We start from the raw sequence: 26,250 nt of genomic DNA on the forward strand, positions 1-26,250 counted from the left end.
ATATCACATGAAAAAATATCTATTTATTTTGATACTCTTAATTGCTTTTAAAAGCAATGCTCAAACTACAACTATGCCTAAATTAGATGATAATGCTATTGTTAGGGACGGGGCAGGCAATTTAATACCTACAAAGTTGTGGAGAGCCTATTATCAAACAGGTGATTATTCATTTAAACTTAACAAAGAAAAAACAGAGTTTATCATCTATGAAATGGGACCTGAAGAAAAAGTTAAAGCACAAGAAAGAAAACAACTTGCTTTAGCAAATTCTAGCAGACCAAGATTAAGCACTTCTTTTAAAGATGGAGAAAAATTTAAAGGAGAAAAATTCACCGACATTAATAGCAATAAATATGATTTAAGAGCACTTACAGGAAAGGTCCTGGTCTTTAATTTTTGGTTTATCAATTGTCCGCCTTGTAAAATGGAGATACCAGAACTAAATCAGCTTTATGCTAAATACAAAGACAATAAAGATGTTATTTTCTTAGCCATTGCTTTAGATGAGAAATACAATCTTCAACAGTTTTTGAAAACAACTCCATTTAATTATAACATTGTTGATGATGGAAGATTCTATGCTGACAAATATGATGTTCATAGTTATCCAACACATTTGGTAGTTGGCAAAGATGGTTTAGTTAAATTTCATACTACGGGCTTAGCTTCAAATACAGTGTATTGGGTAGAAAAAACCATTAGTGAACAATTAAAAGGCATTTAATTACCATTATAAACCGCTAAATTTCTTTATTCCTTTCACAAAATAAGCCCAAACAATACTTTCAGAGTAAACACCTGTGTGTTGTAGTAAAGGAATTTGGTGAGTAGTTCTTTTCTTAGAAGTCATGTCCAATTGCATTAAAAAATGCCAATGTGCTTTATTAATCGCAAAAGCAAAACCAAACTTCCCTTTTAGTAAAAACTGTAACCAAGCCAAAAAATCAAGACACATTCTAATAAAAATTCTAGCGTAAGCTTCACTCTTTGGCAAATTCTTTTGCATAATAAGTAAGTTATTCCTGAAATTAAGGTAGGTTTTATACGGATTGTTTGCATTCAAAGTACCACCACCAACATGGTAAACTTCTGCATCTGTACAGCAAACTACTTTATATCCTAAGTTCTTTAAACGCCAACACAAATCAATTTCTTCCATGTGTGCAAACAAATCAGCATCTAAACCACCAACATGTTGCCAAGCACTACTTTTAATAAAAAATGCAGCACCACTTGCCCAAAATAGGTCTGTAGTAGTATTATATTGACCATTATCTGTTTCAACGGTATCGAAAATTCTTCCCCTACAAAACGGATAGGCATATAAATCTACAAAGCCACCAGCAGCGCCAGCATACTCAAATTCAGTTTTTTTAAGTTGCCATTTTAATTTAGGTTGTGCAACAGCAATAGTAGCATCACTTTGCATTAAATCAATAACAGGTTTTATCCAATTAGCAGGAACTTCAACATCAGAGTTTAGTAATACAAAGTAATCTGCGGTTACTCGCGAAAGAATGTGATTATATCCGCCAGCAAAACCATAATTTTTATTGTTCTCTAGAACAGTTAGCTGAGGATAGTTGTTTTTTATAAAACTTACAGAATCGTCCGTCGATGCATTATCACCAATTACGATTTGCAAATTAGAATAATTGGATTGCACAACACTAGGTAAAAAACGCTCCAGCCAAGCCTTACCATTCCAATTTAAAATTACTACTGCTACACTAGGTTCCATAACTTAGCTATATTTCCATCGCCTATGGCTCCATAACCAAAAAGCAGGCTCTTGTTTAATTGTTTTACTCAAAAATTCAAACAGTAAATCTGTTATTTCATGGCCCTGTGTTTCCTTGGGGTTTAAACATAAAGGCAAAATATCTACTTCATAATACCCACGTTTTACTCGTTTTACATCAAAGTAAAATATAGGCCTATTTGTTTGTAAAGCTATTTTTTCTAACCCCAGTAAAACAGCAGTTCGCTGGTTTAAAAATTCCAAAACATATTGTGTTTCATGCTTAACAGGAGTTTGGTCACTAGCAAAGCAAAACATAGTAGGTCTATCCTTAGTGGCAACAACCATTCGTAAGGTTTGACGCATGGCTACAAATACATTCCCAAAGCGAGTTCTTATTGTATTAAACCAATTTTCAAAAACCTCATTATTTAAAGGTTTGTAAATTACATACTCCGTTGCACTTGCAGCCTCACCTAAAGCAAGCATACACAATTCCCAATTACCATAATGACCTGTACATGCCAACACGCTTTCACCTTTGGTAAAATAGGCTTCAATTCTATCCAAATTTTTAAATGTAACGCGTTGCTGCAATTCCTTTTTAGAGATGGTAGGCATTTTTATAATCTCAAAAACTACATCTGCTAAATACTTATAAAAGGTTTTTTCTATGGAGATAATCTCTTTAATATCTTTTTCTGGAAAAGATTTAAGCAAATTTTCTCTTACAACAGCTTTACGATAACCAATTATATAATACAACGGATAATAGAGTAATCGAGCAAAAAAGTGCAATACAGGTAGGGGCAACAGCGATAAAATATATAAAAAGAATATACCGATATGCGAAAAGACTTTTTTAATCATTAATTTGGGCAGATAGAATGCAAACATAAAATATCAGATGCAAAGTTTAGCAATATTTCCACTTTTTTATCTTCCACCAGTTAGTTATTTTACTGCCTTAAAAGCTCAAGATTTTAACATTCAATTAGAAAAACACGAACATTTTCCTAAGCAAACAAATAGAAATAGAGCAAGTATTGCATCGCCCAATGGCAGTTTAGATTTAACAATACCAGTTATTAAAGGCTCTAAAATGCATACACCAATAAAAGATGTTAAAATTAGCTACGATTTAAAATGGCAGCGTTTACATTGGTTAAGCTTACAAACATGTTATAGAAGCTCTGCCTATTTCGAGTTTTACGAAGATGGCTTAGCACCTTTTTATCAAAAGAAATTTGAGTACTTGTTCGATTACAATTTACAATTACTAGAATGGTTATGTAAACAACTTAAAGTTAGCCCAGCACTTTCTTTTAACGAAGAATATGAAAAAGAGCTTCCATTAGATTTAGATTTCAGAAATAAATTTAGCAGTAAAAAGACAGCTCCAGCACCCCAAACCAAAAGCTATTTTCAAGTGTTTAGCGATAGAAATGAATTTATTCCTAACTTAAGCATGGTAGACTTGTTATTTAATCAAGGTCCACAATCGAAATTATATCTATAGTATGGCAAAAAATAGCAGGCATAAAAGCAAAAAACACCATTACGCATTACCTTTGCCTGGCTCAAGTCCAGGATTAGTTTTTATAGATGAAAATTCGCTTCAACCTAAAATAAATCTACATAGTTATAATGTTGATACCTATAAAGTAGAAGAACTAAAAGACTTTAAAAAATTAGCCGAGCATACTACAGATAAAAAATTAAACTATTGGGTAGAAATTAAAGGATTTGGATCTGCCAGCATGTTCGAATCACTAAGTACAGATTGGAACATTAATAAATTAATATTAGAAGATATTACCAGAACCTACCAACGCCCTAAGTACGAAGAATACGGCGACTATGATTTTGCGACCAGCAGAATGTTATACCTCGATACAGAAAACTGTTTAGAAAACGAGCAAGTATCATTTATTCTAACCAAAAACATCTTGTTTACATTTCAAGAAAAATATGAAGACTGTTTAGAAGCTGTTCGTCAACGTTTAAAAATTGGAAAAGGAAATATCAGAATAGGAGGTAGCTCCTATTTAATGTATGCCCTGATGGACATGATTGTAGACGCCTATTTCTCCGTATTAAGTGCATGGGGCGAACAATTAGATGCGATTGAAGATCGTTTGTTCGAAAAGCCAGATAAATCTATTATGTATGACACGCAGCTAATTAAACGTAATTTAATTACGCTTAGACGTGTGGCTTGGCCAGAACGTGATAAAATGAACGACATTTTGCGAACAGACAGTCCACTAATTGATGACCAAACCAAAATGTACATTCGAGATGCTTACGATCATTGCATACAAATTATAGACATGGTCGAATCACTTAAAGAAATCTCAGCAAGTAATATAGATATGTACCTTTCAATCATCAGCAACCGCATGAACGAGATCATGAAAGTACTCACAATCATCTCTTCTATATTTATTCCCTTAACTTTTATAGCAGGTATTTATGGCATGAATTTCAGTAGGGAAGACCCAGTTACAGGTAAAATTATGCCTCAAAACATGCCAGAACTGTACCAAGAACATGGTTACGAATATACAATGCTAGTAATGGGACTAATTGCTATAGTGCAGGTAATTTATTTTTGGCGTAAGGGTTGGTTTAAATAAATCGTTCACTAATTGAAATTATTTATTGAGTAGAATTTGTTGTTTATAATGCAATTGAAGACAGTTAAAATTCTAGTGTTAAATATGCGTTAAACCCTTTTAAATGCCATTTCAAAACTAAATTATTTCTATCTTAGCATCCTATGCAATCATTTGATTTAGATAAAACAGACGTTTCTAAGCTAAAGCAAGCAATAAGTGGTGATAATGAACTGCTTAAAGCTACATTAGCCGAATATCACGCGTCTGAAATAGCTATTTTATTTGAGAGCATTAGCAGCGACGATCAGCATCGAATTATTAATTTATTAGATGTAGAAACAGCATCGGAAGTAATTGCAGAGATGCACGAGGAGGCACACCCCGAAGACTTACTATTACAATTGCACCCCGATAAGCGTACCGAAATTGTTGAAGAGCTCGATTATGACGATGCGACGGATATTATTTCTCAATTAGAGGAACACGAGCAAAAGGAAATTCTAGAAGATTTAAGTGAGGATGATGCATCAAGCATTCGTAATTTATTAAGTTACGACGAAAAGACCGCTGGTGGTTTAATGAACACAGAGGTTATTCGGATAAATTTAAACCTTACTAAAAAAGATGCGATTGATGAAATTATTCGTCAGAGCGAAGAAATAGAAGAATTTTACACCGTAAATGTAGTTGATGATGCTAATATATTTAAAGGAATTGTTTCTTTAAAAGACATTATAAAGGCAAAAGGCAATGCTAAAATAACCGAAATGATTAACTCTGATGTGGTGTATGTGAAGGCAGAAACTGATCAGGAAGAAGTAGCAAAGCTTATTTCACAATACAACTTAACAAGTATACCAGTTGTAGATGATGAAATGCATTTGCTTGGGCGTGTTACTTTTGATGATGTGATTGACGTATTGGAGGATGAGAATACAGAAGATTTCCTGAAAATATCTGGGGTATCTGAAGATGAGGAATTAAGTGGTAACTGGATTGAAGCGGTAAAATCACGCTTGCCTTGGTTAATTATAAATTTAGGTACTGCCTTTTTAGCATCTGCTGTAGTTCGTCATTATGAAAATACTTTAAGTCAATTAGCCGTACTTTCTGCTTACATGGTAATTATTGCTGGTATGGGTGGTAATGCCGCAACTCAGGCCTTAGCGGTAACTGTTAGACGTATTTCATTAAATGATTTAACGGATAATCAAGCGTACAGAACTGTATTAAAAGAGTTTACCGTTGGTTTAATTAATGGAGCTGTAACAGGATTAATCGTATTTATTTTCGCTTACTTTTTTGATGGAAAGCCGATGTTAGGCTTCGTTATATTTTTAGCAATGACAGGCAATTTGGTTATTGCAGGTATTACTGGATCAAGTATTCCTTTAGTATTAAAACGAATTGGAATAGATCCAGCAATAGCATCATCAATAATTATTACCACATTTACCGATGTTTTTGGCTTTTTACTTTTACTAGGCTTAGCCAGCAAATTACTTTTATAATTAACTTAAAACGTACAAATTAACTATATGCAAACACTAAAACACGATTGGACAAAAGAAGAAATTACAGCTATTTACAATAAGCCATTTTTAGATTTGGTATATGAGGCTGCAAGTATTCATCGTGAAAATACAGATTACAACGAAGTTCAAATTAGTTCATTAATCTCTATAAAAACTGGTGGCTGTGCCGAAGATTGCTCATATTGTCCGCAAGCAGCACGTTACCATACTGATGTAGATGTGCAAGCCTTAATGAAAGTGGACCAAGTTGTTGATGCAGCAAAAACAGCTAAAGCGGGAGGTGCCTCACGTTTATGCATGGGTGCAGCATGGAGAGAAGTTCGCGATAACCGTGATTTTGATCGTGTGATAGATATGGTCAAAGCAGTTAATGAATTAGATATGGAGGTTTGTTGCACGCTAGGTATGCTGACAGAAAATCAAGCACAACGTTTAGCTGATGCAGGTTTATATGCATATAACCACAATTTAGATACTTCTGAAGAAGATTATAAACGAATTATTTCTACACGCACATACGATGATCGTTTAAATACCATAAAAAATGTACGTAAAGCAAAATTGACCGTGTGTAGTGGGGGTATTGTAGGTTTAGGAGAAACAGTTGCCGATCGTGTTTCGATGTTGCAAACATTAGCTAACATGCCTAAGCATCCAGAATCAGTACCAATTAATGCATTAGTACCAGTAAAAGGAACTCCATTAGAAAATCAACCACGGATTCCAATTTGGGAAATGGTGCGCATGATTGCTACCGCTAGAATTGTTATGCCTAAATCTGTTGTACGTTTAAGTGCTGGGAGAAATGAAATGAGCACATTAGAACAAGCTTTCTGTTTTATGGCAGGAGCTAATTCTATTTTTGCTGGTGATAAATTGTTAACAACTCCAAATCCTGCTTTTGTAGACGATATGGCAATGTTTGAATTGCTAGGTTTAAAAACTAGAGAAGCTTTTAAAAACGGTAGACCTGAGAATACTACTAAGAAAGAAGTTTTAGTATAGTTAGAAATGATGGAAGGTTGAACGTTTTCAAACCTTCCATCATTTAAATAAATTTAAACCGCCGTTACTCTTACCTCAATATTTCCTCTTGTAGCTTTTGAGTATGGACAGGCACGGTGTGCTTTATCAGCCAAGGCTTGAGCATCTTCATGGGAGATGCCTGGTATATGCACATCTAAATCTGCAGAAAGCACAAAAGCACTTCCATCCTTATTAAAAGATACATGAACGTTTATGTTTGCTGCACTTACATCCACACCATCACGTTCAGCCACACTACCTAAAGCACCTAAATAACACGCACCCCAGGCAGCAGCAAATAATTGTTCAGGATTACTTGCACCACCTTGTCCACCAAGTTCTTTCGGTTTTCTCAGTTCAAAATCTAAAATTCCATCGCTTGATTTAATATGACCATCTCTTCCGCCAATTGCGGTAACAGAGGCTGTATATAGCTTTTCCATAATTTTCTAAATTGTTTCAAGAGTAACAAAATGGTGAAGCAGTTGTTTTTATTATTTCCTATGGGATGAAAAAGCAATTATATCTTAAGCTTTTCTGTTAGCTTAAAAATATCATAAGCTACTTTTTGTATCAAATCAAATTGTTCAGCTATACTCAGGTTTTCACTCTCACTTTCTAGTTCATTTACATTTTTACGGCGTATAAGCGGAACGTTAGTTAGTTCTTGTTTAGGAGATATGAGGTTTTCTGCTGCTTGATTTAGCAAGTAAATTGTATTTTCTGAAATAGGTTTTAACTCGTCTTTGTTTAGATAAACAAAATCATGTTCTTTTTTATAAAGCAATAACGTAGCAATATATGAGGATAGCAAATGATTAAATACGGTAAACTGGTGCAATTCTTTAATGTAAAGTTGTTTGCTTTTAGGTTCAGAAAACATCCGTTGAAAAAGCGATGCTAAGTTGGATGAATTCACATATACTTCTTTCCTTGCAAGTTTATAATTAGTGAGATTTAAATCTTGCTCAAAGTATAAAAGCGTCACTTCTTTAAAGTAATTTTTATTCGCTTTAATGGTATCTAACATGGCTTCTTTTAGCTTTTCATGTTCCCAATTTGGGAATAGAGAATAACTAGCCAGTAAAGCAATACCAGAACCAATTAAGGTATCATAAATTCGTTCTCTAGCAATAGAAAGGCTTCCCATTCCTAAAAAATCAAATAAAATGAGTATATAAGGTGTCATGAAAAGTACACTAACTACATAGTTTTTACGCTGAAAGCTATAACAACCAATCATACAAATTAATAGAATTACAAAAAGTGTATTTTTATCGTGGATATAGATTAAAACACCCATTCCAATAAAAGCGCCTACAACAGTTCCTATTATACGTTGATAGTTTCTTTCTTTCGTTAAAGAAAAGCCAGGTTTAGAAATCACTAAAATGGTTAATAAAATCCAATAGCTATGTGCAAAATCTAAACTTTTGGCAACTACAAAACCAATTAACATCACTATTGCAACACGTATAGAGTGCCTAAAAGTTGAAGAATTAAAAGTTAAATTATCTACTAATATTTTGAAATCGAATTTCTGTTTAGTTACAAATTTCTCAACATCAATATCTCTATGTTTTAAATTTTTCTTCTCTTTTTTATTGAAATAGCCAATAATTGTTTTTACTCTACCGAGAATGTTTTCGATGTTAACTTCAATATTCTTAAGTGCAATAAGCCCTAAAGTATTGTATTGTTCATCTGCGTTTGCTTCTAAAACATTAATTTCTTCTTTCAGCGTAGCTACATCTTTTACCAACGATGAAGAAAGAGTAGGTGTACCACCGCTTTTCAAAGCAAAAGCAATTTCATCAAGAGATTCAGCAATTTTATTAATTACTCTTTCATATTGATGTAGTATACCTACAGAATCAAATTGTTCATGTAATTGTTTGTAGTTATAATATGTAGACATTACTTGTTCAAAAAGATCAACCATATCTACAAAAACAAGTAAAAGAAATCTTCCTTCAGGAGTAGACTCTCTTACTATTTCTCTAGTTCTAAACAACACATCACGTACTTCATCTTGCTTTTCGTGTACATGAACTTGTAATTGAAGTAATTCTGCATAATTCTTTTCATAATCGGTATTTTCATGATAGAATTTAGCTTTAGCTTTTAAAAACTCACTAACTTGATGTATCGAATCACTTAAAGTTTGCTGAACTAAACGATAGGGGCGCAGCCGGTAAACAAAATAACTTAATAACGTATACCAAATGCTGCCTGCAAAAATAAGTATCGCATAATAAATTACCTCTTTCCATGGTCTAATGTCATCTATACTTAGCACCATAATAAGCAAAACAGAAGTGCCTATTGAAGCTGCTCTGTTGCCATATAAAAAAAACATGGAAAAAATAAAGCTACATACTACCAACAATGTCCCCGTAACGTATATGTTTTTGTTGGTTAACCCTGTAATTATAGAAATTATAAAAAGTAAAACAGTGGTAATGAGCATTGCGTTTCTTCTATGTATAATTGGTCCAGGAGAATCAACAACACTAATACATAATGCACCTAAAGATAAGGTCATGCCATATTGTAGCATACCAAATTGGGCCAAAATTAAAGAGGGGCAAAGCACACCAATAGTAATACGCAAACCATCTGCAAAATAAGTACTAAGCAAAAAATCTTGTATGTTTCTAATTGGCTGATTGAGCATGTTACAAATTTACATTATTTGAGGTTTAAAATACTTCGAAAAGTTGATATATAAAACTCAATAGTTTTAAGCAAAGCTGATAAATAAGCAGAAATATGAATCTAAAGATTTACAAATTACATCGAGAATGTGCATAAGCTAAAAACCTGGAATTGTTAATAAGCAAAGTGAAAACAAACATTAAGCTTTATTCACTATTAAATAAACATTGATTTTTACAATAGTGACTGTGTTAACAACTCATATTATTAAGTGCATAACTTGTTAAAAAAATAAATCGATTTTTCTTGACAAGTGTTACTTTAGACGCTAATTTAGATGACATCAATAACGAAGTACTTTGACAGTCTGATAGAATAATCCAAAACAAAAACGAAGTCGAAAGACTAAAATTTTTGGGAATTTTCACTAAGTTAAATCAAATCTGACGAGCATTGCAAAATGCAAAGTTGGTTTACATTAAGAAGTCGCAAGACGGTTAGCATGTAAAAAATTGAGTACTTAAACCAGATCATTTGCAAGAACAGATGGGTTTTAAGAGCTAAATTGGTTGCAAAACCAATAATTTGTTTGTTTTACTACCATCAGACATTATAACTAGTTGCGGTATTTTACGGAGTAAAGCAATAGTGTTATAATTTTATAAACGAGTTTAGAGTTCGCAAGAACAATAATATTACGAATAAAGGTTAAGTATATTCAATTGATGCCTTATTTTTAATTACGGTTAAATATAAGGTTAAAACGGAGAACCAAATCGCAAGAAGAGGGTCTCCGTTTTGCTTTTTAGAGCTTTTTTATTCTCAAATAAACTATAATCTTTAAATGCTAAACGCTAATTTTAAAGCATCATGGCAAAGAAAGAACTTCAAGAGAAACAACTAACCAAAAAAATATTTGTATTAGATACTTCAGTTATTTTATATGACCACGATGCTGTAAACAATTTTCAAGAACATGACGTTGCAGTTCCTGTATTAGTTTTAGAAGAGCTAGATAATTTTAAGAGCGGTAATGATACACGAAATTTTGAAGCTAGAAGTTTTATCAGATTGATAGACCAGGCTTCAAAAAGCCATCTCATTAATAAATGGATTTCCTTAAAAAAAACTAATCAAGGTAAATTCAAAATTATTTTAGATGAAAATCCAAAAAAAATAAATGCTGAAAAATTATTTGGAGAAGGAAAATTTGATAACCGCATTTTAAATTCAGCTTTAGTTTTAAAAGAAGAAAATCCAAAAAGCAAAGTCATATTGGTTTCTAAAGATATTTGCTTGCGTTTAAAAGCTAAATCTCTGGATTTATATGCTGAAGACTACGAAACAGGTAAAATCAAAAACGCTGATGAACTTTATACTGGTAAAACAGAACTATTAGATTTTTCTATCGAAGCAATTGATGAGCTTAAACACAATGGAACAATAGATGCATCTTCTTTAAATTTACCCCATACAGAATCTAATCACTTTTATAATTTAAAAAATAAAAAGAAAAGTGCGATTACTTTTTATGATGCCACTACAAAACAACTTAGAAATGTAAATCAAGATTTCAGTATTTAATATTTCTCCACGCAATGCAGAGCAATCTTTTGCTATTGATGCCTTACTTAATCCAGATATTAAGTTAGTTACCATACAAGGAAATGCTGGTACTGGAAAAACTTTATTAGCCTTAGCGAGTGCTTTAGAACAGCGCAAAAATTTCAGACAAATTTACATTACCAGACCAATTGTTCCTTTAAGTAATAAAGATATTGGTTTTTTACCAGGTGATGTAAAAACTAAAATTGATCCTTACATGGCTCCAATTTGGGATAATTTAAAATTCATAAGGGAGCAATTTGCGGGTGATGAAAAGATGTTATTTAAAATTGATGAGCTTATTCGTACAGAAAAGATAGAAATTGCACCATTAGCGTTTATTCGTGGAAGAACAATTACAAAAATATTTTTCATAGTGGATGAGGCGCAAAATCTTACCCCACACGAAATTAAAACTATAATATCAAGAGCCGGTGAGCACACAAAAATTGTTTTCACAGGTGATATTTATCAGATTGATACGCCTTATCTCGATTCTGAAAGTAATGGATTATCCTATTTGATAGAAAATGCTAAAAAACATCCACTTTATGCACATATAACATTGCAAAAAGGGGAGAGGAGCGAGTTAGCAAATTTAGCAACAGAATTGCTTTAATGGTGTTTTCTTAAAGTTATAACTGCAATAATTAAAGCTATTAAAGTTAATACAACACTAAAAATAAAAGGTGCGCCAGGAAAATATATGCCATTATCTTTGCTAATGAAATGTGCAAAGATATATGCCATAGAAAATGGTCCTAAAATAGCACCAGCGCTTTGCATACTCGTAACAATGCCTTGAATTTCACCTTGTGCATTTGCAGGAACCTGGTTAGAAATGATAGTTTGCATTGCTGGATTTCCAATTCCTGCTAAACAATATGGGAGTATGAAAATCATCATCATTAATCCATTTGGTGCAAATGCAAAACATGTAAAACCGATGATATATAAAATCAAACCTAAAATAATTGCATTTTTATTGCCAATTTTTGGAATAACAATTCGAATTAAACCTCCTTGCACTATAGCTACTGCAACCCCGACAATACTTAAAGAGTAGCCAATCATAGATGAATTCCAGTTAAATTTTTCGATTACGTAATAGCCCCAATTTGATTGTACAGAATGACTAGCAATAAATAGTAACAATAAAGCCAATACTAAACCAATGATTGCTGGATATTTTGCTACACTAATCATGGAGCCAATTGGATTTGCTCTTTTCCAAGAAAACTCTCTACGATTTTCTTTCTTTAATGATTCAGGTAGGATGAAATAGCCATATAACCAATTTAAAAGCGCTAATCCGGCCGAAATCATGAAAGGAACTCTTAACCCCATATTACTAAACAAACCACCAATAAGTGGTCCGATAATAAAACCAATGCCAAATGCTACTCCAACCATCCCAAAATTTTGAGCTTTCTTTTCAGGTGTGCTAATATCGGCTATATAAGCCATAGCAGTTGTGAAACTTGCACCTGTAATCCCAGCAATAACTCGACCTACAAACAACCAACCCAACGTTGGAGCAAATGATAAAAAAATATAGTCTATCCCTAAACCTAAAAGTGATATTAATAAGATCGGACGTCTGCCAAATTTATCACTTAAACCACCTACAATTGGAGAAAAAATAAATTGCGCTATAGAATAAGCCACTAATAACAAACCCCCGTATTCTGATGCAGCTGCTAAAGATTTTCCAGAAAGTTCTTTAATTAAGTTTGGTAAAACTGGAATGATAATTCCAAAGCCAATACAATCAATTAAAATGGTAATAAATATAAAGCCTAGTGTTGATTTTTTTGTGCTCATTTTTAAGGTTTGCTATAAAAATATAATTTTAAACTAAAATAATAGGGGTACTGATTTAACTTCTTTATATCCAGCTGGTAATTTACCAATTCTGAAATCATTCACAATTTCATGGGCCAGTCTTGTAGGTTCTGGAATTCTATGATTCCCTATGCATTTATTCATAATTTCTAAACTCTTTACTAAACTTAAACCATAACCTGGGGAAACATAAACAGGCTTAGTATTGTTTTTAGTCCTCAAAGCATAACCTATGTGTTCGTTAGTATGGTGTTCAAATACTTTACTTGATGAATACTTTATTACCGAAGGTTCTTCATAAAAGCCATAAAGGGATGATTTTGCACAACCAATTGTTGCCTGAGAAGTTAAAACACCAAAATGAGATGCGATACCCATTCTTCTTGGGTGTAGATAACCTTGACCATCTAATACCAATACATCAGGCTTAACTTCTATTTGTTCCCATGCTTTTAACAAAGTGGGAACTTCCCTAAAACCTAAATAGCCAGCTTTGTAAGGAAATTTAGTTTCACTAATAACTAACGAATATGATTTTAACCTTAGTTCTGGATAACTTAGAATTACAATAGCGCCATACATTGTTGTGCTATTCGGATTATATGAAATATCCGTAGCCGCTATAGAATTGATAACCTTGCTATTTGGGATATCAAATCTTAGCTCTTTTCTAAATTCTTCTTGCAGTAACTTTGCCTCAGCAAAAGTAAGTTCATCGTAATTTAAAACCATCTTAAAATAAATTCAATTGTTTTGAAATGGGCGCTTTTTCTTTACCAAAAACTGTTCTTCCACCATACTTCCAAGAATCATTTCTTTCTTTTTTTATTAATTCATATAAGTTATCATGCGGAATAAAATTCTTTTCTAAACGCTCTGAAATTTTACTTAACGACTGAATAGCTTGAATTTTATCTGAATTACCGATTTTTGATTTGTCTATTGCGCTTCGTAACGTCTTAATAGTTTCATCATACACATTAACAGGAACAGGAAAGGGGTGACCATCTTTTCCTCCATTAGCAAATGAGAATCTAGCTGGATCTTTAAATCTTGATGGATTTCCATAAATTACTTCACTAACCAAGGCCAAAGATTGTAATGTTCTAGGACCAAGTCCTGGTAACAATAATAATTCTTCAAAATTGGAGATATTATTTTCTTGAGCCAACCAAAGTGTAGCACCCAAGCGTTTTAAATTAACATCTTTTGCTTTAACATCATGATGATTAGGCATGACTAATTTCTTAATTTCATTCATCATTTTTTCAGGTGGTTCTGAAGTTAAACTTAACATCGATTTTTTAAGTGGTTCTGCTTCTTTATCTGTTAAATTTAGAATTTCACCACAATTCTGCCCATAAATAAATGTATGAGGTTCTTCAGTAAAAGATTTTAAAGTTGATGAGTGCCAATGATATCTTCTAGCAGTAGCATTTTTATTGCTCATCCCTTGTTGAATAACAGTCCAATTTCCTTCGTCGCTAACAATAAAATTATGCTGATACAATTGAAATCCATCTTGAACAGCCGTATTGTCTACTTTTGCGCTAAGTTTACTGCATTTTACAAGGTTGCTAGCATTTAATCCGTTTGTTTCAGAAAATCTAATAATTTCATTAGGTGTATTGGTAGAAAGTTTTCCTTTACCACCACAAATGTAAATGCCAAGTTCTTTAGCATGTGTATTTATGTTTCTTTTTAATGCGCCTAAAACTGATGTTGTAATGCCTGAAGAATGCCAATCCATTCCCATAACAGCACCAAGACTTTGAAACCAAAAAGGATCACTCATTCGTCTTAAAAAATCATTTTTACCATTATTTGATATAATTTCTTCAGTTATAGCCAAACCAAGTTTACCCATTCGTTCTGCCAACCAAACAGGAACATGACCATAATGTAGAGGTAAATCTGCTATCCCAGCTCTTTTCATTTACTAACAAATTTAGTAAAAATGAAATTGATTTTATATAGTTTTGAATAATAAATTTTATAGCAACCAATTCCCAGGAATTATTTACTTTTATAGTATAGGAAACGTAGCGCAATCAAGAAAAAGCATCATATTTTATGGTTGTTTACCTAGTTATTCAATTAAAGTGAATTAATACAATAATATTATATTGTCTTATAATTAACATTATGTTAACTATTTAATTCTGATACTTATTCTACTGCTTTTATTCCTAATTAAAATTCGTTTAATTTCCTTTTAAGATCTTGGACTTTATCTAACCTATTCTTCCTTGTATAAATTTCGATTAACAGTTGAATAGTATTCCTGTCATTTAAATTTATCTCGTGAGCTCGTAGTAATGTAAACTCTCCACGATTAATATATGATATGAATTTTTGATTATTCTTTTCTTTCAATGAAATATTAGCATTATTAATATAAACTAATCCTAACTGATATAAAGCATCAAAGTAATTTTGATCAATATCTAAGGCTTTTTTATAAGCGAGTTCAGCTGTGTTATTGTTATTAAGCTGATATTGCTGTAAATAACCATATAAAAATAAAAGTAATTTATTACGTTTCTCATTGGGTATAGATCCTTCAATAATTTTAATAGCAGCATCATATCTTTCATTATCTAATAATAAATTAATATAATCATTAGTTAAAAATGGATGATATGGATTTCGTTTTAAACCTTCCTCAAGAGTTTTAATAGCTAATTCACTCTCAAATTTAGAAGCATAAATGCTTGCCATAGTTTGAAAAACAATTGGATTTTTAATTTGGTTATCCTTTGCTCTTTTAAAATAATTCAGCGCTTCATCATATGATTGAATATTTTGAGCACACAAAGCTACATTTAACGCCAAGGTGCTATCCTTCGGCAAGAAGTCGCTTACTTGTTTTAATAAATTAAATGCAGTAACGAAATCATTTTGCTGATAAGCACGATTTCCTTCAATCTGTTTCTTAATATTTACATTATAAGTAGCTGCTTTAATTAATCCAGAATTATCTTGATACTTATCAAGTTTAATTGCATTTTCCAAAGCCTCACTTGCTAAATTATAATACTTGTCGGCATTAGCTTCATTTTCATCAATTAATGCAACATAAGAGCTTAAATATGCTTTTATAGCCCATGTTTCAGCCCAATTCTTTGTCTTTTTATCATTTTGAGCAGATTCAATAGCTTTAATGCCCTCACCTATTATTGAAAACTGTTTTTTTACATCCTCTTTATTCGCAATACTTGCCTGTAATTTTCCAACACTATTTTGTGCTAATTGAACTTGAGTTTTTTGAGCATTAGCGTTAACGGTAAGTATACAGATAAAAAGTATTAAAGATTTGATTTTCATATATAAAGGGATATTCGCTTAACAAAAATAATAAAAAAGAGGGATAACATCAATTATCCCTCTTCATATCTCCATTGTAATTGTTTAGTTAGCAGGTATAGCGTCTAATCTTTTCTTTATTTCATTAAAATTTGCACTATCATTTTTAAAGCCATAAATCTGTTTAAGCGATTCTAATGCTGGCACTAACTTAGGGTCTAATTCGATAGCTTTCTTATAAAATGGTAGCGATTGATCGATGAATCCTACCATTTTTACTGTTATTGCATCAAATTCCTTTGTCTTTTTTGGATCCAACTTACTTCTATCCGTTTGTAAAGCCAAAGCTTGTTTATAGTAAGTATCGCCCATTAAATATTGATAGATTGCTTTTGACGGATCTTTAGCAATTAATTTTTTTAGTGCTTCTTGTGATTTTGCTATATCGCCTTTAGCTATATAAATATCAGTTTCCGTACCAACAAAATCTGCATCATCAGGATATTTTGCAATTGCTTCTTTTAGCAAAGCTAAACCTGCTGTAGTATCTTTCAAATTTGTTAAAGTCATTGAAATCGTCTCAGCATAAAAGTTTCTAGTTTCTGGAACATTAAAACTTATTACCTTTTTGAAGTTTTTTATTGCCTCTGGATAGTTTTGCACTAATTTAGCGGTAACACCAGCATTAATATACATTGCTGTATCTGTAGGATTAAGAGCAATTATTTCATTAAAAAGAGTTAGTGCATTTGCATAATCCTTTTTGTTGTACGCTCGTATTGCTCTGCTATTTATTGCATTACGAATGTTAATTTCTGCAGACTGGATATTATCTTTTTGCTCACCCTTAGTATCTAAACTTTTTGCTTGAGCAATTGCATCAGCAGCTATTTTTTGTTTAGCTAGCGCATTATCTAGATTTACTGAATCTGTATAGGCGATTGCAGATGCAAATAATGCTCTATAAGACCACGCATCTGGCATAACCTTAGATTTTTCATTAGCAATAGCATTATCTGTATGTTTCAATCCACCATTTAATGCTAACATCGACTTATCAAATGTGCCTTTTCCACCAGTTAAGTTATATATATCCCACGCTTTTTTTGCTTCGGCCACTTCACTCTTTTGAGCATTTGCAAGTGTAGCTACACCTACAAATAACATACTTAAAAGTATTTTTTTCATGTTTCTTGTTTTTTTTTCGAAATTATATTAATTCTCTTCTGTTTCTTCTTCAGTATCAGGATTGTTATCTTCTGTAGGTTTTTCTTCTGTTTTTTCAGTTGAATCTGTAGTCGTTTCTTCTGTTGAATTTTCTACAACCTCTCCTTCTTCTATTTCTTCAACCTCGTCTTCATGTTCAATTTTAGCTACCGATGCAATTTCATCATTACCTTTTAATGTAATTAAACGAACTCCTTGCGTTGCTCTTCCCATTACTCTTAATTCACTAACCACAATTCTAATAACAATACCAGATTTGTTAATGATCATCAAATCATCAGCATCTGTTACATTTTTAATAGCAACTAGTGCGCCAGTTTTTTCAGTAACATTAATTGTTTTAACACCCTTACCACCTCTATTAGTAACGCGGTAATCATCAATATCAGTACGTTTACCGTAACCTTTTTCAGAAACTACTAATACCGTTGCAGATGCGTCGTCAATTGCAATCATACCTACAACTTCATCTTTATCATGTGCCAAAGTTACACCCCTTACTCCTGTTGCAGTTCTTCCCATTGGTCTAACTGTACTTTCATTAAAACGGATTGCTCTTCCAGAACGTAAAGCCATTACAATTTCACTACTACCAGTTGTTAAACTTGCTTCTAATAACTGATCACCTTCGTTAATATTAATAGCATTGATACCATTCACACGTGGACGAGAATAAGCTTCTAAAGAAGTTTTCTTTATGGTACCTTTTTTGGTACACATAATGATGAAGTTATTCTCAAGATAATCTTGGTCTTTTAAGTTTTTAACCTTGATATACGCTTTGACTTTTTCTTCTTTAGGAATATTGATAATATTTTGTAATGCTCTTCCTTTACTTAATCTGCTTCCTTCTGGAATTTCGTATACCCTTAACCAGAAACAACGTCCTGCTTCGGTAAAGAATAACATATAATTGTGGTTGGTTGCAATTAACAGATGTTCGATAAAATCTTCATTTCTAGAATCACTTCCTTTTGAACCTTTTCCACCTCTACCTTGTGTACGATATTCTGTAGCTGGGGTACGTTTAATATAACCTTCATGTGAAATGGTAATTACAACTTCTTCATCTTCGATGAAATCTTCCATACTCATATCTTCTGCCGAATGAACAATTGTTGTTCTACGTTCATCGCCATACTTATCTAACATTTCGGCTAACTCATCTTTTATAATTTGCATACGTAAAGATTCATCAGCTAAAATAGATTTCAAATATTCGATGGTTTTCATCAATTCTGCATACTCATCTTTAATTTTATCACGCTCTAAACCAGTTAATCTACGTAAGGTCATATCAAGTATAGCTCTTGCTTGAATATCACTCAAACCAAATTTCTCCATTAAGCCAACTCTTGCTTCTTCAGGAGTATTTGATGCACGAATTAATTTAATTACTTCTTCAATATGATCTAGAGCAATTAATAAACCTTCTAAAATGTGTGCTCTTTTTTCAGCTTCTGATAATTCGAATTTCGTTCTACGAACAATAACATCATGTCTGTGGTTTACGAAATGACGAATTAAATCTTTTAGGTTTAACATTTGCGGACGGCCGTTAACCAAAGCAATGTTATTTACACTAAATGAAGTTTGTAATGCGGTTTGTTTAAACAGGTTATTTAAAACAATACTAGCATTCGCATCACGCTTAATTTCATAAACTATACGAATACCATCTTTATTAGATTCATCTTTAATATTAGAAATACCTTCCAATTTTTTCTCTCCTACCAATTCAGCAGTTCGCTCAATCATTTGAGATTTATTTACCTGGTAAGGTATTTCTGTTACGATAATCGTTTCGCGGTCTTTAAGGGTCTCTATTTCTGCTTTAGCACGCATTACTACACGTCCTCTGCCAGTTTCAAAAGCATCTTGTACTCCAGAATAACCATAAATAATAGCTCCTGTCGGGAAATCAGGACCTTTTACGTATTTCATTAATTCAGGAATGGTAATTTCGTTATTATCTATATAAGCTACTGTTGCATTAATAACCTCTGTGATATTATGAGGAGCCATATTTGTAGCCATACCCACCGCAATACCAGATGAACCGTTAATTAACAGATTTGGCACTTTAGCTGGAAGAACAGTTGGCTCTTGTAATGAATCATCAAAGTTTAATTGAAAATCAACTGTGTCTTTATTGATATCTGCTAACATATCCTCGGCCATTTTCTGGAAACGTGCCTCAGTATAACGCATTGCTGCCGGCGAATCTCCATCAATTGAACCGTAGTTACCTTGTCCATCAACCATTAAGTAACGTAAACTCCAAGGTTGAGCCATACGTACCATCGTCATGTAAACAGATGAATCTCCATGTGGGTGATACTTACCGAGTACCTCTCCCACAATACGAGCAGATTTTTTATAAGGTTTCCCTGCTCCTAAACCTAAGTCTAACATACCGTATAAAACACGGCGGTGTACTGGTTTTAACCCGTCACGTACATCAGGTAGTGCCCTACTTACGATAACAGACATCGAATAATCGATGTAAGCAGATTTCATCTGCTCGTCTATGTTTATTGAAATGATTTTGTCGTTCTCTTGATTTTCTAAATCTTCTGCCATAAATAATTTGTTCGTTAAAAACGAAGTTTAAATTAGGTTTTACTATAACCTTGCGAATTTAATAAATTATGCACCAATATGCACCTTTATGTGGAAAAGTTTTGCCTATTTGGAGAATGATTTTTTGAGGTAGATTTTCACATAAAAGGCAATCGAAATTTTAGCCACAGATTAGCAGATTTTTAGTGTTCTTTTAAATCTTTTAGTCTGTGGTTTTAATTTTTTGTTTCAGTGACTTGCTATTTGTTACCAAAACCGGATTATCTACAATTGGCAATTTAGCAAACTTCATTACTTCTATGCTAGGTACACCAAAATCTAGTACTACTTTGCCCAAAATCAAGTAGCATCCTTTTCCTCTAAAAGGATAAATTGGGTTATTATTTGGAAAATGCGTGGTATCAAAAAAATCGCCTTCATTATCAATAAAGGTTCCAAACCACATTTTAGTGTTTTTAATGGTATAAACTGTTTTATCGCACACAAAATTCCCTAGCATTTTTACAATTTTACCTTCGTGTTTTTCTAAATCCTTTGCTAAAACATCTCCTCTATATTCGGTTTTCAATAAATCGAACATATTTAAACTAACGGGGAAACCTAATAACTCTAATTCCTGATAAGCATCTTCAACCAAATATGTATCTAAATTGGGTAATACATACTCTTTACTCGGTAAATGAAATAATTCTTTTCCAGGTTTCGGTTTTGTTTTATTTCCTAAATAGTTATAAACCTCCCATAGCAATTCTTTTTTGCCTTTCCCTATAAAGCGTAAAGCTCCAATCCTTATTAAAATGAGCGCCTGTTCTAAATTCAAATTGGTGCGTTTTATCAAATCTTCCAGATCTATGTAATTTCCGTTTTGTTTCCGCTCCTGCGGGATAAGAGCAATCAACCTATTTTCTAAGCCTTGCACACCAATAAACCCTAAATAAGCCTTATTTCCATTGATATTAACCACATCATCGCTATGATTTACACACGGCAAATGCACTTCTGCACCTGTTTGTTGTAAAGCTTTTACATACACCCAACGCTGGTAAAAACCACCATAATTATTTAAAACCGCTACCATAAATTCTTTCGGATAATAGGTTTTAAGAAATAAGCTCTGATAACTTTCTACTGCAAAACTCGCCGAATGTGCTTTAGAGAAACTGAATCCTGCAAAACTCGAAATTTGTCGCCATACTTCTTTCGTCGTTTCTTCATCTCGACCTAACTCTTTTGCACAAGAGAAAAACCGTTGTTCCAGCTTCTGAAATTCTATTTTTTGTCGGTATTTACCACTCATTCCTCGACGTAAAATGTCGGCATCTGCAAAATCTAAACCCGCATAATGACAACAAACTTTAATTACGTCTTCTTGATACACCATAATCCCAAAGGTTTCGCCTAATTGCTCTTTCATTACCTCTGATAAATACTTCACTCCCTTTGGGTTATGGTAACTTTGGATATACATTTTCATCATACCAGAACTAGCTACTCCAGGTCTAATAATTGAACTTGCAGCCACTAAGGTTAGGTAATCTTCGCATTGCAATTTTTTAAGTAGTTGTCGCATGGCTGGAGATTCGATATAAAAACAACCAATAGGTGTACCCGCTCGCAATTGTGCATTTAGTTTAGGATCGTCTTTAAACGATTTAAAATCATGGATATCTATTGCTATTTGTTTATTTTTTTGAACAAGCTGAACGGCTTCTCTAATGTGTCCAATTCCTCGCTGACTTAATATATCGTATTTATCTAGCCCAATTGCCTCGGCTTCATACATATCCCATTGTACGGTTGGTAAGCCTTTAGGTGGCAAATCTAACGCTGTATAATACGTTAATGGTTCTTCACCAATCAAAATCCCACCGGCATGAATGGAGCGTTGATTTGGCATGTTATTCATGTAGGTATGTATGGCCAAGATTTTAGTAAAAGTGGGATTGTCCCTGTTAAATTTTTCTTTTGTAGGATCTGTAAAATCATCTATTTCATTTTTAGGCAAACCCATTACTTTTCCAATTTCTCTAATAATCGCTCTATCTTTAAAACTACTCATTGTGCCTAATAAAGCAGTATTAGGGTATTTTTTGAAGATATATCTTTGTATTTCTGGTCGCTCATCCCAACTAAAGTCAATATCAAAATCTGGCGGAGAACTGCGTTTGTGATTTAAAAATCGTTCGAAATAAAGATCTAATGCAATCGGGTCAACATCGGTTATTTTCAAACAATAAGCAACAATACTGTTGGCTCCAGAACCCCTACCTACATGATAAAAACCTCTTTCTTCCATGGCATACCTCACAATATCCCAAGTGATTAGAAAATAAGCGCAAAAATCCAATTCAGAAATAACCTTCAGTTCGTTTTGAATACGTTTTAAAGCAACCTCGTTATCCACCCCATACCGATAAGCCAGACCTTTCATGGCAAGATCAGTTAATAACTTTAAATCATCTTCAGTGCTTTTTGTAAACGTTTTTTTGTTTTTTTTGCCAAATATATAGTCATCCATGCTACAGCTATTTAGCAATTTCTGGGTATTAGAGACTATAAAATCATAGGCAATAAATTTCTCTTTTAATTCATCTTCAGGAATTAAAACTTCATCTTTCTGACAAACATCTTCTTCTTTTAATTTTCCTAAAACTGTATTTAAACCTATAGCTACTAAGTAGTTGTGCAACCTATATTCTATCTTATCTTTAACTGTTACAGGATGAAAAACTACGAGTTTATCTTTAACAGAATCCAAAGGCTTTCCAGCGATTTTATTTAACTCATTGCCACGCACACCTAAGTATTCATTCTCCGCTAATGTGATATTGGTTTGATAAGGATAAATTACATATGCATTATTAAATTGAAATGGTTGATCTGGCAAAGAGATTTCATTCAGGTTATGATGAGTTAAAAAATCATTTAACTCTTTCATTCCCTCTTTATTTTTGGCAATGCCGATATATAATAGCTTATGATTTCGTCGAAATTCTATTCCAACAATAGGTTTAATAGCATAAGCTGGCCAAAATGTACCGTGTTTATCTTCATGATCCCTACCATGTTTTCTACATAAACGAATAAACTCCATGCAGCCTGTAGAGTTATTAATATCCGTAAGCACTAGCTGGTGGATATTTTTTGCCCTCGCTTCTTTTATGAGATCCTCTATCTCCATTGTGCCATAACGGAGGCTATATTGCGAATGGACGTTGAGGAACATAATATTTTGAGTTTATCCGTTCATTTGTATCATTCGTTCATTAGTATTAATGCACGACGCAAACTAATGACAAGTGAACCAATGAACTACGTTTTTAATACTGTTGCTAGTTTAATAGCATCTACACCATAACGAGAACGCATTTTATCCATGCTTTGATAGAGATTATACATTTTTTCTGAAGGGCCATACAGTGCAATTTGCTCATAACCGCTCACCAAGTGTGATAATTTTACCCCTACCAAGCGCAATAACATTCGTTTCTGATACACTTGATCAAACAACTCTTTTGCTTTCATAATTAAGAAAGAATCAAGCGACGTATAAGGAATTTTAGCCTGTTGAGTAACGGTTTCAAAATTCGCATAGCGGATAGTTACCGTAATACATGCTGTTAATTTCTGTTTCTGTCGAAGTTCAAAAGCCAACTTAGTAATCATATCCGTAAGAATGATCTTCATGCCCGCAATGTCCATGCTATCACTATCAAAAGTGGTTTGCTTACCAATAGACTTTTGTTCACGATAAGGCACCACAGGCGAATTATCTATTCCATTGGCTTTTTGCCATAAACTCAATCCGTTTTGTCCCAAAATTTTAAACATTAAATCTTGTGGAATTTGAGTTAAGGTATGGATTTTCCTTACGCCCATTTCACTGAGTTTTATAAAGGTAGAATCGCCCAAACCAGGTATTTTTTTGATAGAAAGAGGATTTAAAAATGATTGAACTTCTGGTTTTCGTATTTGTTTTTCACCATTTGGTTTACATTCATTGGTAACCATTTTAGAAACCGTTTTGTTAATAGATAAACCAAAAGAAATTGGTAAACCTATTTGTTTTAATACCGAATGACGTAGCTCTTGGGCAAATTTCATGCAACCGAAAAACCGATCCATACCCGTCATATCTATATAATGTTCATCTATACTTGCTTTTTCTAAAAGGGGTACTTTTTCCTGAAGCAATTCAGTTATCTGATCGGAATATTTACTATAATCTTCCATGCTACCTTTTACAAAAATTGCATGTGGGCAAAGTTGACGAGCCATGCGACTTGGCATGGCTGAATGAACGCCAAATTTACGAGCTTCATAGCTACAAGAAGCAACCACTCCCCTGTCTGACATACCCCCAATAACGACAGGAAGACCAGCTAATTTGCTATTTTTAAGGATTTCTACAGATACAAAAAAGGCATCCTGATCCATGTGGATGATATGTTTATCGCTAAATTCCATAAATTATAAACAAATATAATACTAATATTTTTAGTATTAAAAATATTTATCAACTAATTATAATAGTAGTGTTATGCTAATTTATAAACGATAGATGCCCTTTAGGCTTTGATGAACAGGCGGTTCTTATAGTATTTGAACACTGGATGTATGACTATATTCTTATCTAGTACTTTTGAGAATAAGCGTTGCATCCATATATCAGTTTCGATTGCGAAACAATAGTGCCAATAATTTAATAATTGAGCGAACCTTTACGCTAGAAAATGTATATTTAAAAACCATTCCATATACAACGATTTTCCGTTACAAATCCTAATTTTTTCTTAATGCTTACCGCGACATTACGGCGACCTTATAGCGACCTTACCGCGACTTATATCCTAGAACAGTTCTTGTTTAGTTCTACCTTAGTTTAGGTTACCTACTGGTTTTGGTGTATACAGTCTTTTAAAATTGGATGTCTTCTAGAACAAGACTCGGATTAAAGTAGGATGTTGATAAAAAGAAGATGGTATGCAAGCAAAAATGAATGCGATGATGGTTATAAAATATCTCCGCTTTTACATGAGCGCCCTACTTGTGACTAACATTAACAAAAATACAACCATTAAACTAATTCGCTTAAAACGATAAGTTTAGCCTGAATAATACATTACACCCAGTCTATCCCCTTTTTAAGGTAGTTTTGAGTGATTTCTTCTTCACTATTGGTTATAATTTGAGGATTGTAATTCCATTTAGCAGTTGGCGGCAAACTCATTAAGATACTTTCGATACGGCCATTGGTTTCTAGTCCAAACTTAGTACCTGCGTCATACACTAAGTTAAATTCGGCATAGCGACTTCTGCGTAGATATTGCCATTCTTTTTGCTGATCTGTATAGGAAGTATCGCGATTGCGATCTATTAATTCGGTATAAACGGGTAAAAATGTATTGCCAACAGCTTCAGAAAAACTCAATATCGAAGCAAAGTCTAAACCTGTATTTTCTGGTTTTAGTCTATCGTAAAAAATACCGCCCACTCCTCTGGTTTCTTCGCGATGTTTGATAAAAAAATAATCATCGGCAGTTGCCTTAAATTTTGGATAAAAAGAAGAATCGAAGTTATCGCAGGTTTGTTTTAAGCGATGATGGAAAAATCGAGCATCCGTAGGGATAACATAATGTGGTGTAAGATCTATGCCGCCACCAAACCAACGAGTTTGCTCATCCATTTCAAAATACCTAATATTCATGTGTATAATAGGCACAAACGGGTTTTCTGGGTGCATTACTATAGAAACACCTGTTGCGAAAAAGTCATCACTATCAACTTTAAAAGCTTTTTTTACTGCTTCAGGAAGTTTACCATGTACTGCAGAAAAATTTACACCACCTTTCTCTATCACGTTCCCGTTTTGCATGATACGGGTTCTACCGCCTCCGCCACCATCACGTTGCCAAAGTTCTTCTTCAAATTTTGCTTTTCCATCTGCCTGAACCAAACCTTCACAAATACTATCTTGTATGTGCTGATACGCTGCAGCTACTTCGTCCCTAAACATCATCTTTAAATTAAATACCAAAGTTAAGGGTATTAATAGCTAATGCTAATTGAAAGTTTAGATAGTACATTTTTTTGACATACT

The 26,250-nt window shown here is 33.1% G+C and carries 20 protein-coding genes; 7 read left to right on the forward strand and 13 right to left on the reverse strand.

Translation table 11 applies throughout. The annotated features are described in order from the left end of the window. Nucleotides 1–7: 7 nt before the first annotated feature. Nucleotides 8–727 carry a TlpA family protein disulfide reductase gene (locus ACHMWN_RS13340; protein WP_397301922.1) on the forward strand — a complete coding sequence of 240 codons (720 nt, stop codon included), beginning with the start codon at nucleotides 8–10 and terminating at the stop codon, nucleotides 725–727. 6 nt (nucleotides 728–733) lie between these two features. Here ACHMWN_RS13340 and ACHMWN_RS13345 read toward each other — a convergent pair whose 3' ends face one another. Together ACHMWN_RS13345 and ACHMWN_RS13350 are read right to left on the reverse strand one after the other, a co-directional pair. Continuing rightward, nucleotides 734–1,744, reverse strand: a complete 1,011-nt coding sequence (locus ACHMWN_RS13345; RefSeq protein ID WP_397301925.1) for a glycosyltransferase family 2 protein — start codon at nucleotides 1,742–1,744, stop codon at nucleotides 734–736. A gap of 3 nt (nucleotides 1,745–1,747) precedes the next feature. Beyond that, nucleotides 1,748–2,614, reverse strand: coding sequence for a lysophospholipid acyltransferase family protein (locus tag ACHMWN_RS13350; RefSeq protein WP_397301928.1), 867 nt, complete (start codon nucleotides 2,612–2,614; stop codon nucleotides 1,748–1,750). 37 nt (nucleotides 2,615–2,651) lie between these two features. On the opposite strand from ACHMWN_RS13350, the gene ACHMWN_RS13355 reads away from it, so the two are divergent. From ACHMWN_RS13355 to bioB, 4 genes are all read left to right on the forward strand, one after another. Further along, entirely contained in the window at nucleotides 2,652–3,263 is a 612-nt protein-coding gene (locus tag ACHMWN_RS13355; protein ID WP_397301930.1) for a WbqC family protein, read from the forward strand. 1 nt (nucleotide 3,264) lies between these two features. Next, nucleotides 3,265–4,383 (forward strand): magnesium/cobalt transporter CorA, encoded by a 1,119-nt coding sequence (gene corA, locus ACHMWN_RS13360; protein WP_397301933.1) that lies wholly within the window; start codon nucleotides 3,265–3,267, stop codon nucleotides 4,381–4,383. 143 nt (nucleotides 4,384–4,526) lie between these two features. Beyond that, nucleotides 4,527–5,876 (forward strand): magnesium transporter, encoded by a 1,350-nt coding sequence (gene mgtE, locus ACHMWN_RS13365; protein ID WP_397301935.1) that lies wholly within the window; start codon nucleotides 4,527–4,529, stop codon nucleotides 5,874–5,876. A gap of 27 nt (nucleotides 5,877–5,903) precedes the next feature. After that, nucleotides 5,904–6,905, forward strand: a complete 1,002-nt coding sequence (bioB, locus tag ACHMWN_RS13370) for a biotin synthase BioB (protein ID WP_397301938.1) — start codon at nucleotides 5,904–5,906, stop codon at nucleotides 6,903–6,905. Nucleotides 6,906–6,958: 53 nt separating this feature from the next. Here the strand turns inward: bioB and ACHMWN_RS13375 are convergent, their stop codons facing one another. Next, a complete protein-coding gene (locus ACHMWN_RS13375) occupies nucleotides 6,959–7,369 on the reverse strand; it encodes an organic hydroperoxide resistance protein (RefSeq protein WP_397301940.1) in 411 nt (136 codons plus the stop codon). A 77-nt stretch (nucleotides 7,370–7,446) separates the two neighbouring features. After that, entirely contained in the window at nucleotides 7,447–9,603 is a 2,157-nt protein-coding gene (locus tag ACHMWN_RS13380; RefSeq protein WP_397301943.1) for an FUSC family membrane protein, read from the reverse strand. Nucleotides 9,604–10,454: 851 nt separating this feature from the next. Between ACHMWN_RS13380 and ACHMWN_RS13385 the strand changes: the two genes are divergently transcribed. Together ACHMWN_RS13385 and ACHMWN_RS13390 are read left to right on the forward strand one after the other, a co-directional pair. Next, complete coding sequence (locus ACHMWN_RS13385) at nucleotides 10,455–11,168, forward strand: PIN domain-containing protein (protein WP_397301946.1); 714 nt, start codon at nucleotides 10,455–10,457, stop codon at nucleotides 11,166–11,168. 58 nt (nucleotides 11,169–11,226) lie between these two features. Further along, nucleotides 11,227–11,808: a PhoH family protein gene (locus ACHMWN_RS13390; protein ID WP_397303596.1), complete on the forward strand. Its 582-nt coding sequence runs from the start codon at nucleotides 11,227–11,229 to the stop codon at nucleotides 11,806–11,808. Here ACHMWN_RS13390 and ACHMWN_RS13395 read toward each other — a convergent pair. From ACHMWN_RS13395 to hemF, 9 genes are all read right to left on the reverse strand, one after another. Further along, entirely contained in the window at nucleotides 11,805–13,013 is a 1,209-nt protein-coding gene (locus ACHMWN_RS13395; protein WP_397301948.1) for a TCR/Tet family MFS transporter, read from the reverse strand. The two genes, ACHMWN_RS13390 and ACHMWN_RS13395, sit on opposite strands and share 4 nt — an antisense overlap. A gap of 33 nt (nucleotides 13,014–13,046) precedes the next feature. Beyond that, nucleotides 13,047–13,766, reverse strand: a complete 720-nt coding sequence (locus tag ACHMWN_RS13400) for an endonuclease V (protein WP_397301950.1) — start codon at nucleotides 13,764–13,766, stop codon at nucleotides 13,047–13,049. A gap of 1 nt (nucleotide 13,767) precedes the next feature. Continuing rightward, nucleotides 13,768–14,970: a DUF763 domain-containing protein gene (locus ACHMWN_RS13405; RefSeq protein ID WP_397301952.1), complete on the reverse strand. Its 1,203-nt coding sequence runs from the start codon at nucleotides 14,968–14,970 to the stop codon at nucleotides 13,768–13,770. 257 nt (nucleotides 14,971–15,227) lie between these two features. Further along, entirely contained in the window at nucleotides 15,228–16,361 is a 1,134-nt protein-coding gene (locus ACHMWN_RS13410) for a tetratricopeptide repeat protein (protein WP_397301955.1), read from the reverse strand. A gap of 84 nt (nucleotides 16,362–16,445) precedes the next feature. Continuing rightward, entirely contained in the window at nucleotides 16,446–17,528 is a 1,083-nt protein-coding gene (locus ACHMWN_RS13415) for a tetratricopeptide repeat protein (protein WP_397301958.1), read from the reverse strand. 27 nt (nucleotides 17,529–17,555) lie between these two features. After that, nucleotides 17,556–20,150 carry a DNA gyrase subunit A gene (gene gyrA, locus ACHMWN_RS13420; protein ID WP_397301961.1) on the reverse strand — a complete coding sequence of 865 codons (2,595 nt, stop codon included), beginning with the start codon at nucleotides 20,148–20,150 and terminating at the stop codon, nucleotides 17,556–17,558. Nucleotides 20,151–20,352: 202 nt separating this feature from the next. Then, nucleotides 20,353–23,376, reverse strand: coding sequence for a DNA polymerase III subunit alpha (gene dnaE, locus ACHMWN_RS13425; RefSeq protein WP_397301963.1), 3,024 nt, complete (start codon nucleotides 23,374–23,376; stop codon nucleotides 20,353–20,355). 86 nt (nucleotides 23,377–23,462) lie between these two features. Continuing rightward, nucleotides 23,463–24,617: a DNA polymerase IV gene (dinB, locus tag ACHMWN_RS13430; protein WP_397301964.1), complete on the reverse strand. Its 1,155-nt coding sequence runs from the start codon at nucleotides 24,615–24,617 to the stop codon at nucleotides 23,463–23,465. A gap of 655 nt (nucleotides 24,618–25,272) precedes the next feature. Next, nucleotides 25,273–26,169, reverse strand: coding sequence for an oxygen-dependent coproporphyrinogen oxidase (gene hemF, locus ACHMWN_RS13435; protein ID WP_397301967.1), 897 nt, complete (start codon nucleotides 26,167–26,169; stop codon nucleotides 25,273–25,275). Nucleotides 26,170–26,250 lie beyond the last annotated feature (81 nt).

The sequence above is a fragment of the Pedobacter sp. UC225_61 genome, assembly GCF_044452285.1.
Taxonomy (GTDB): Bacteria; Bacteroidota; Bacteroidia; order Sphingobacteriales; family Sphingobacteriaceae; genus Pedobacter.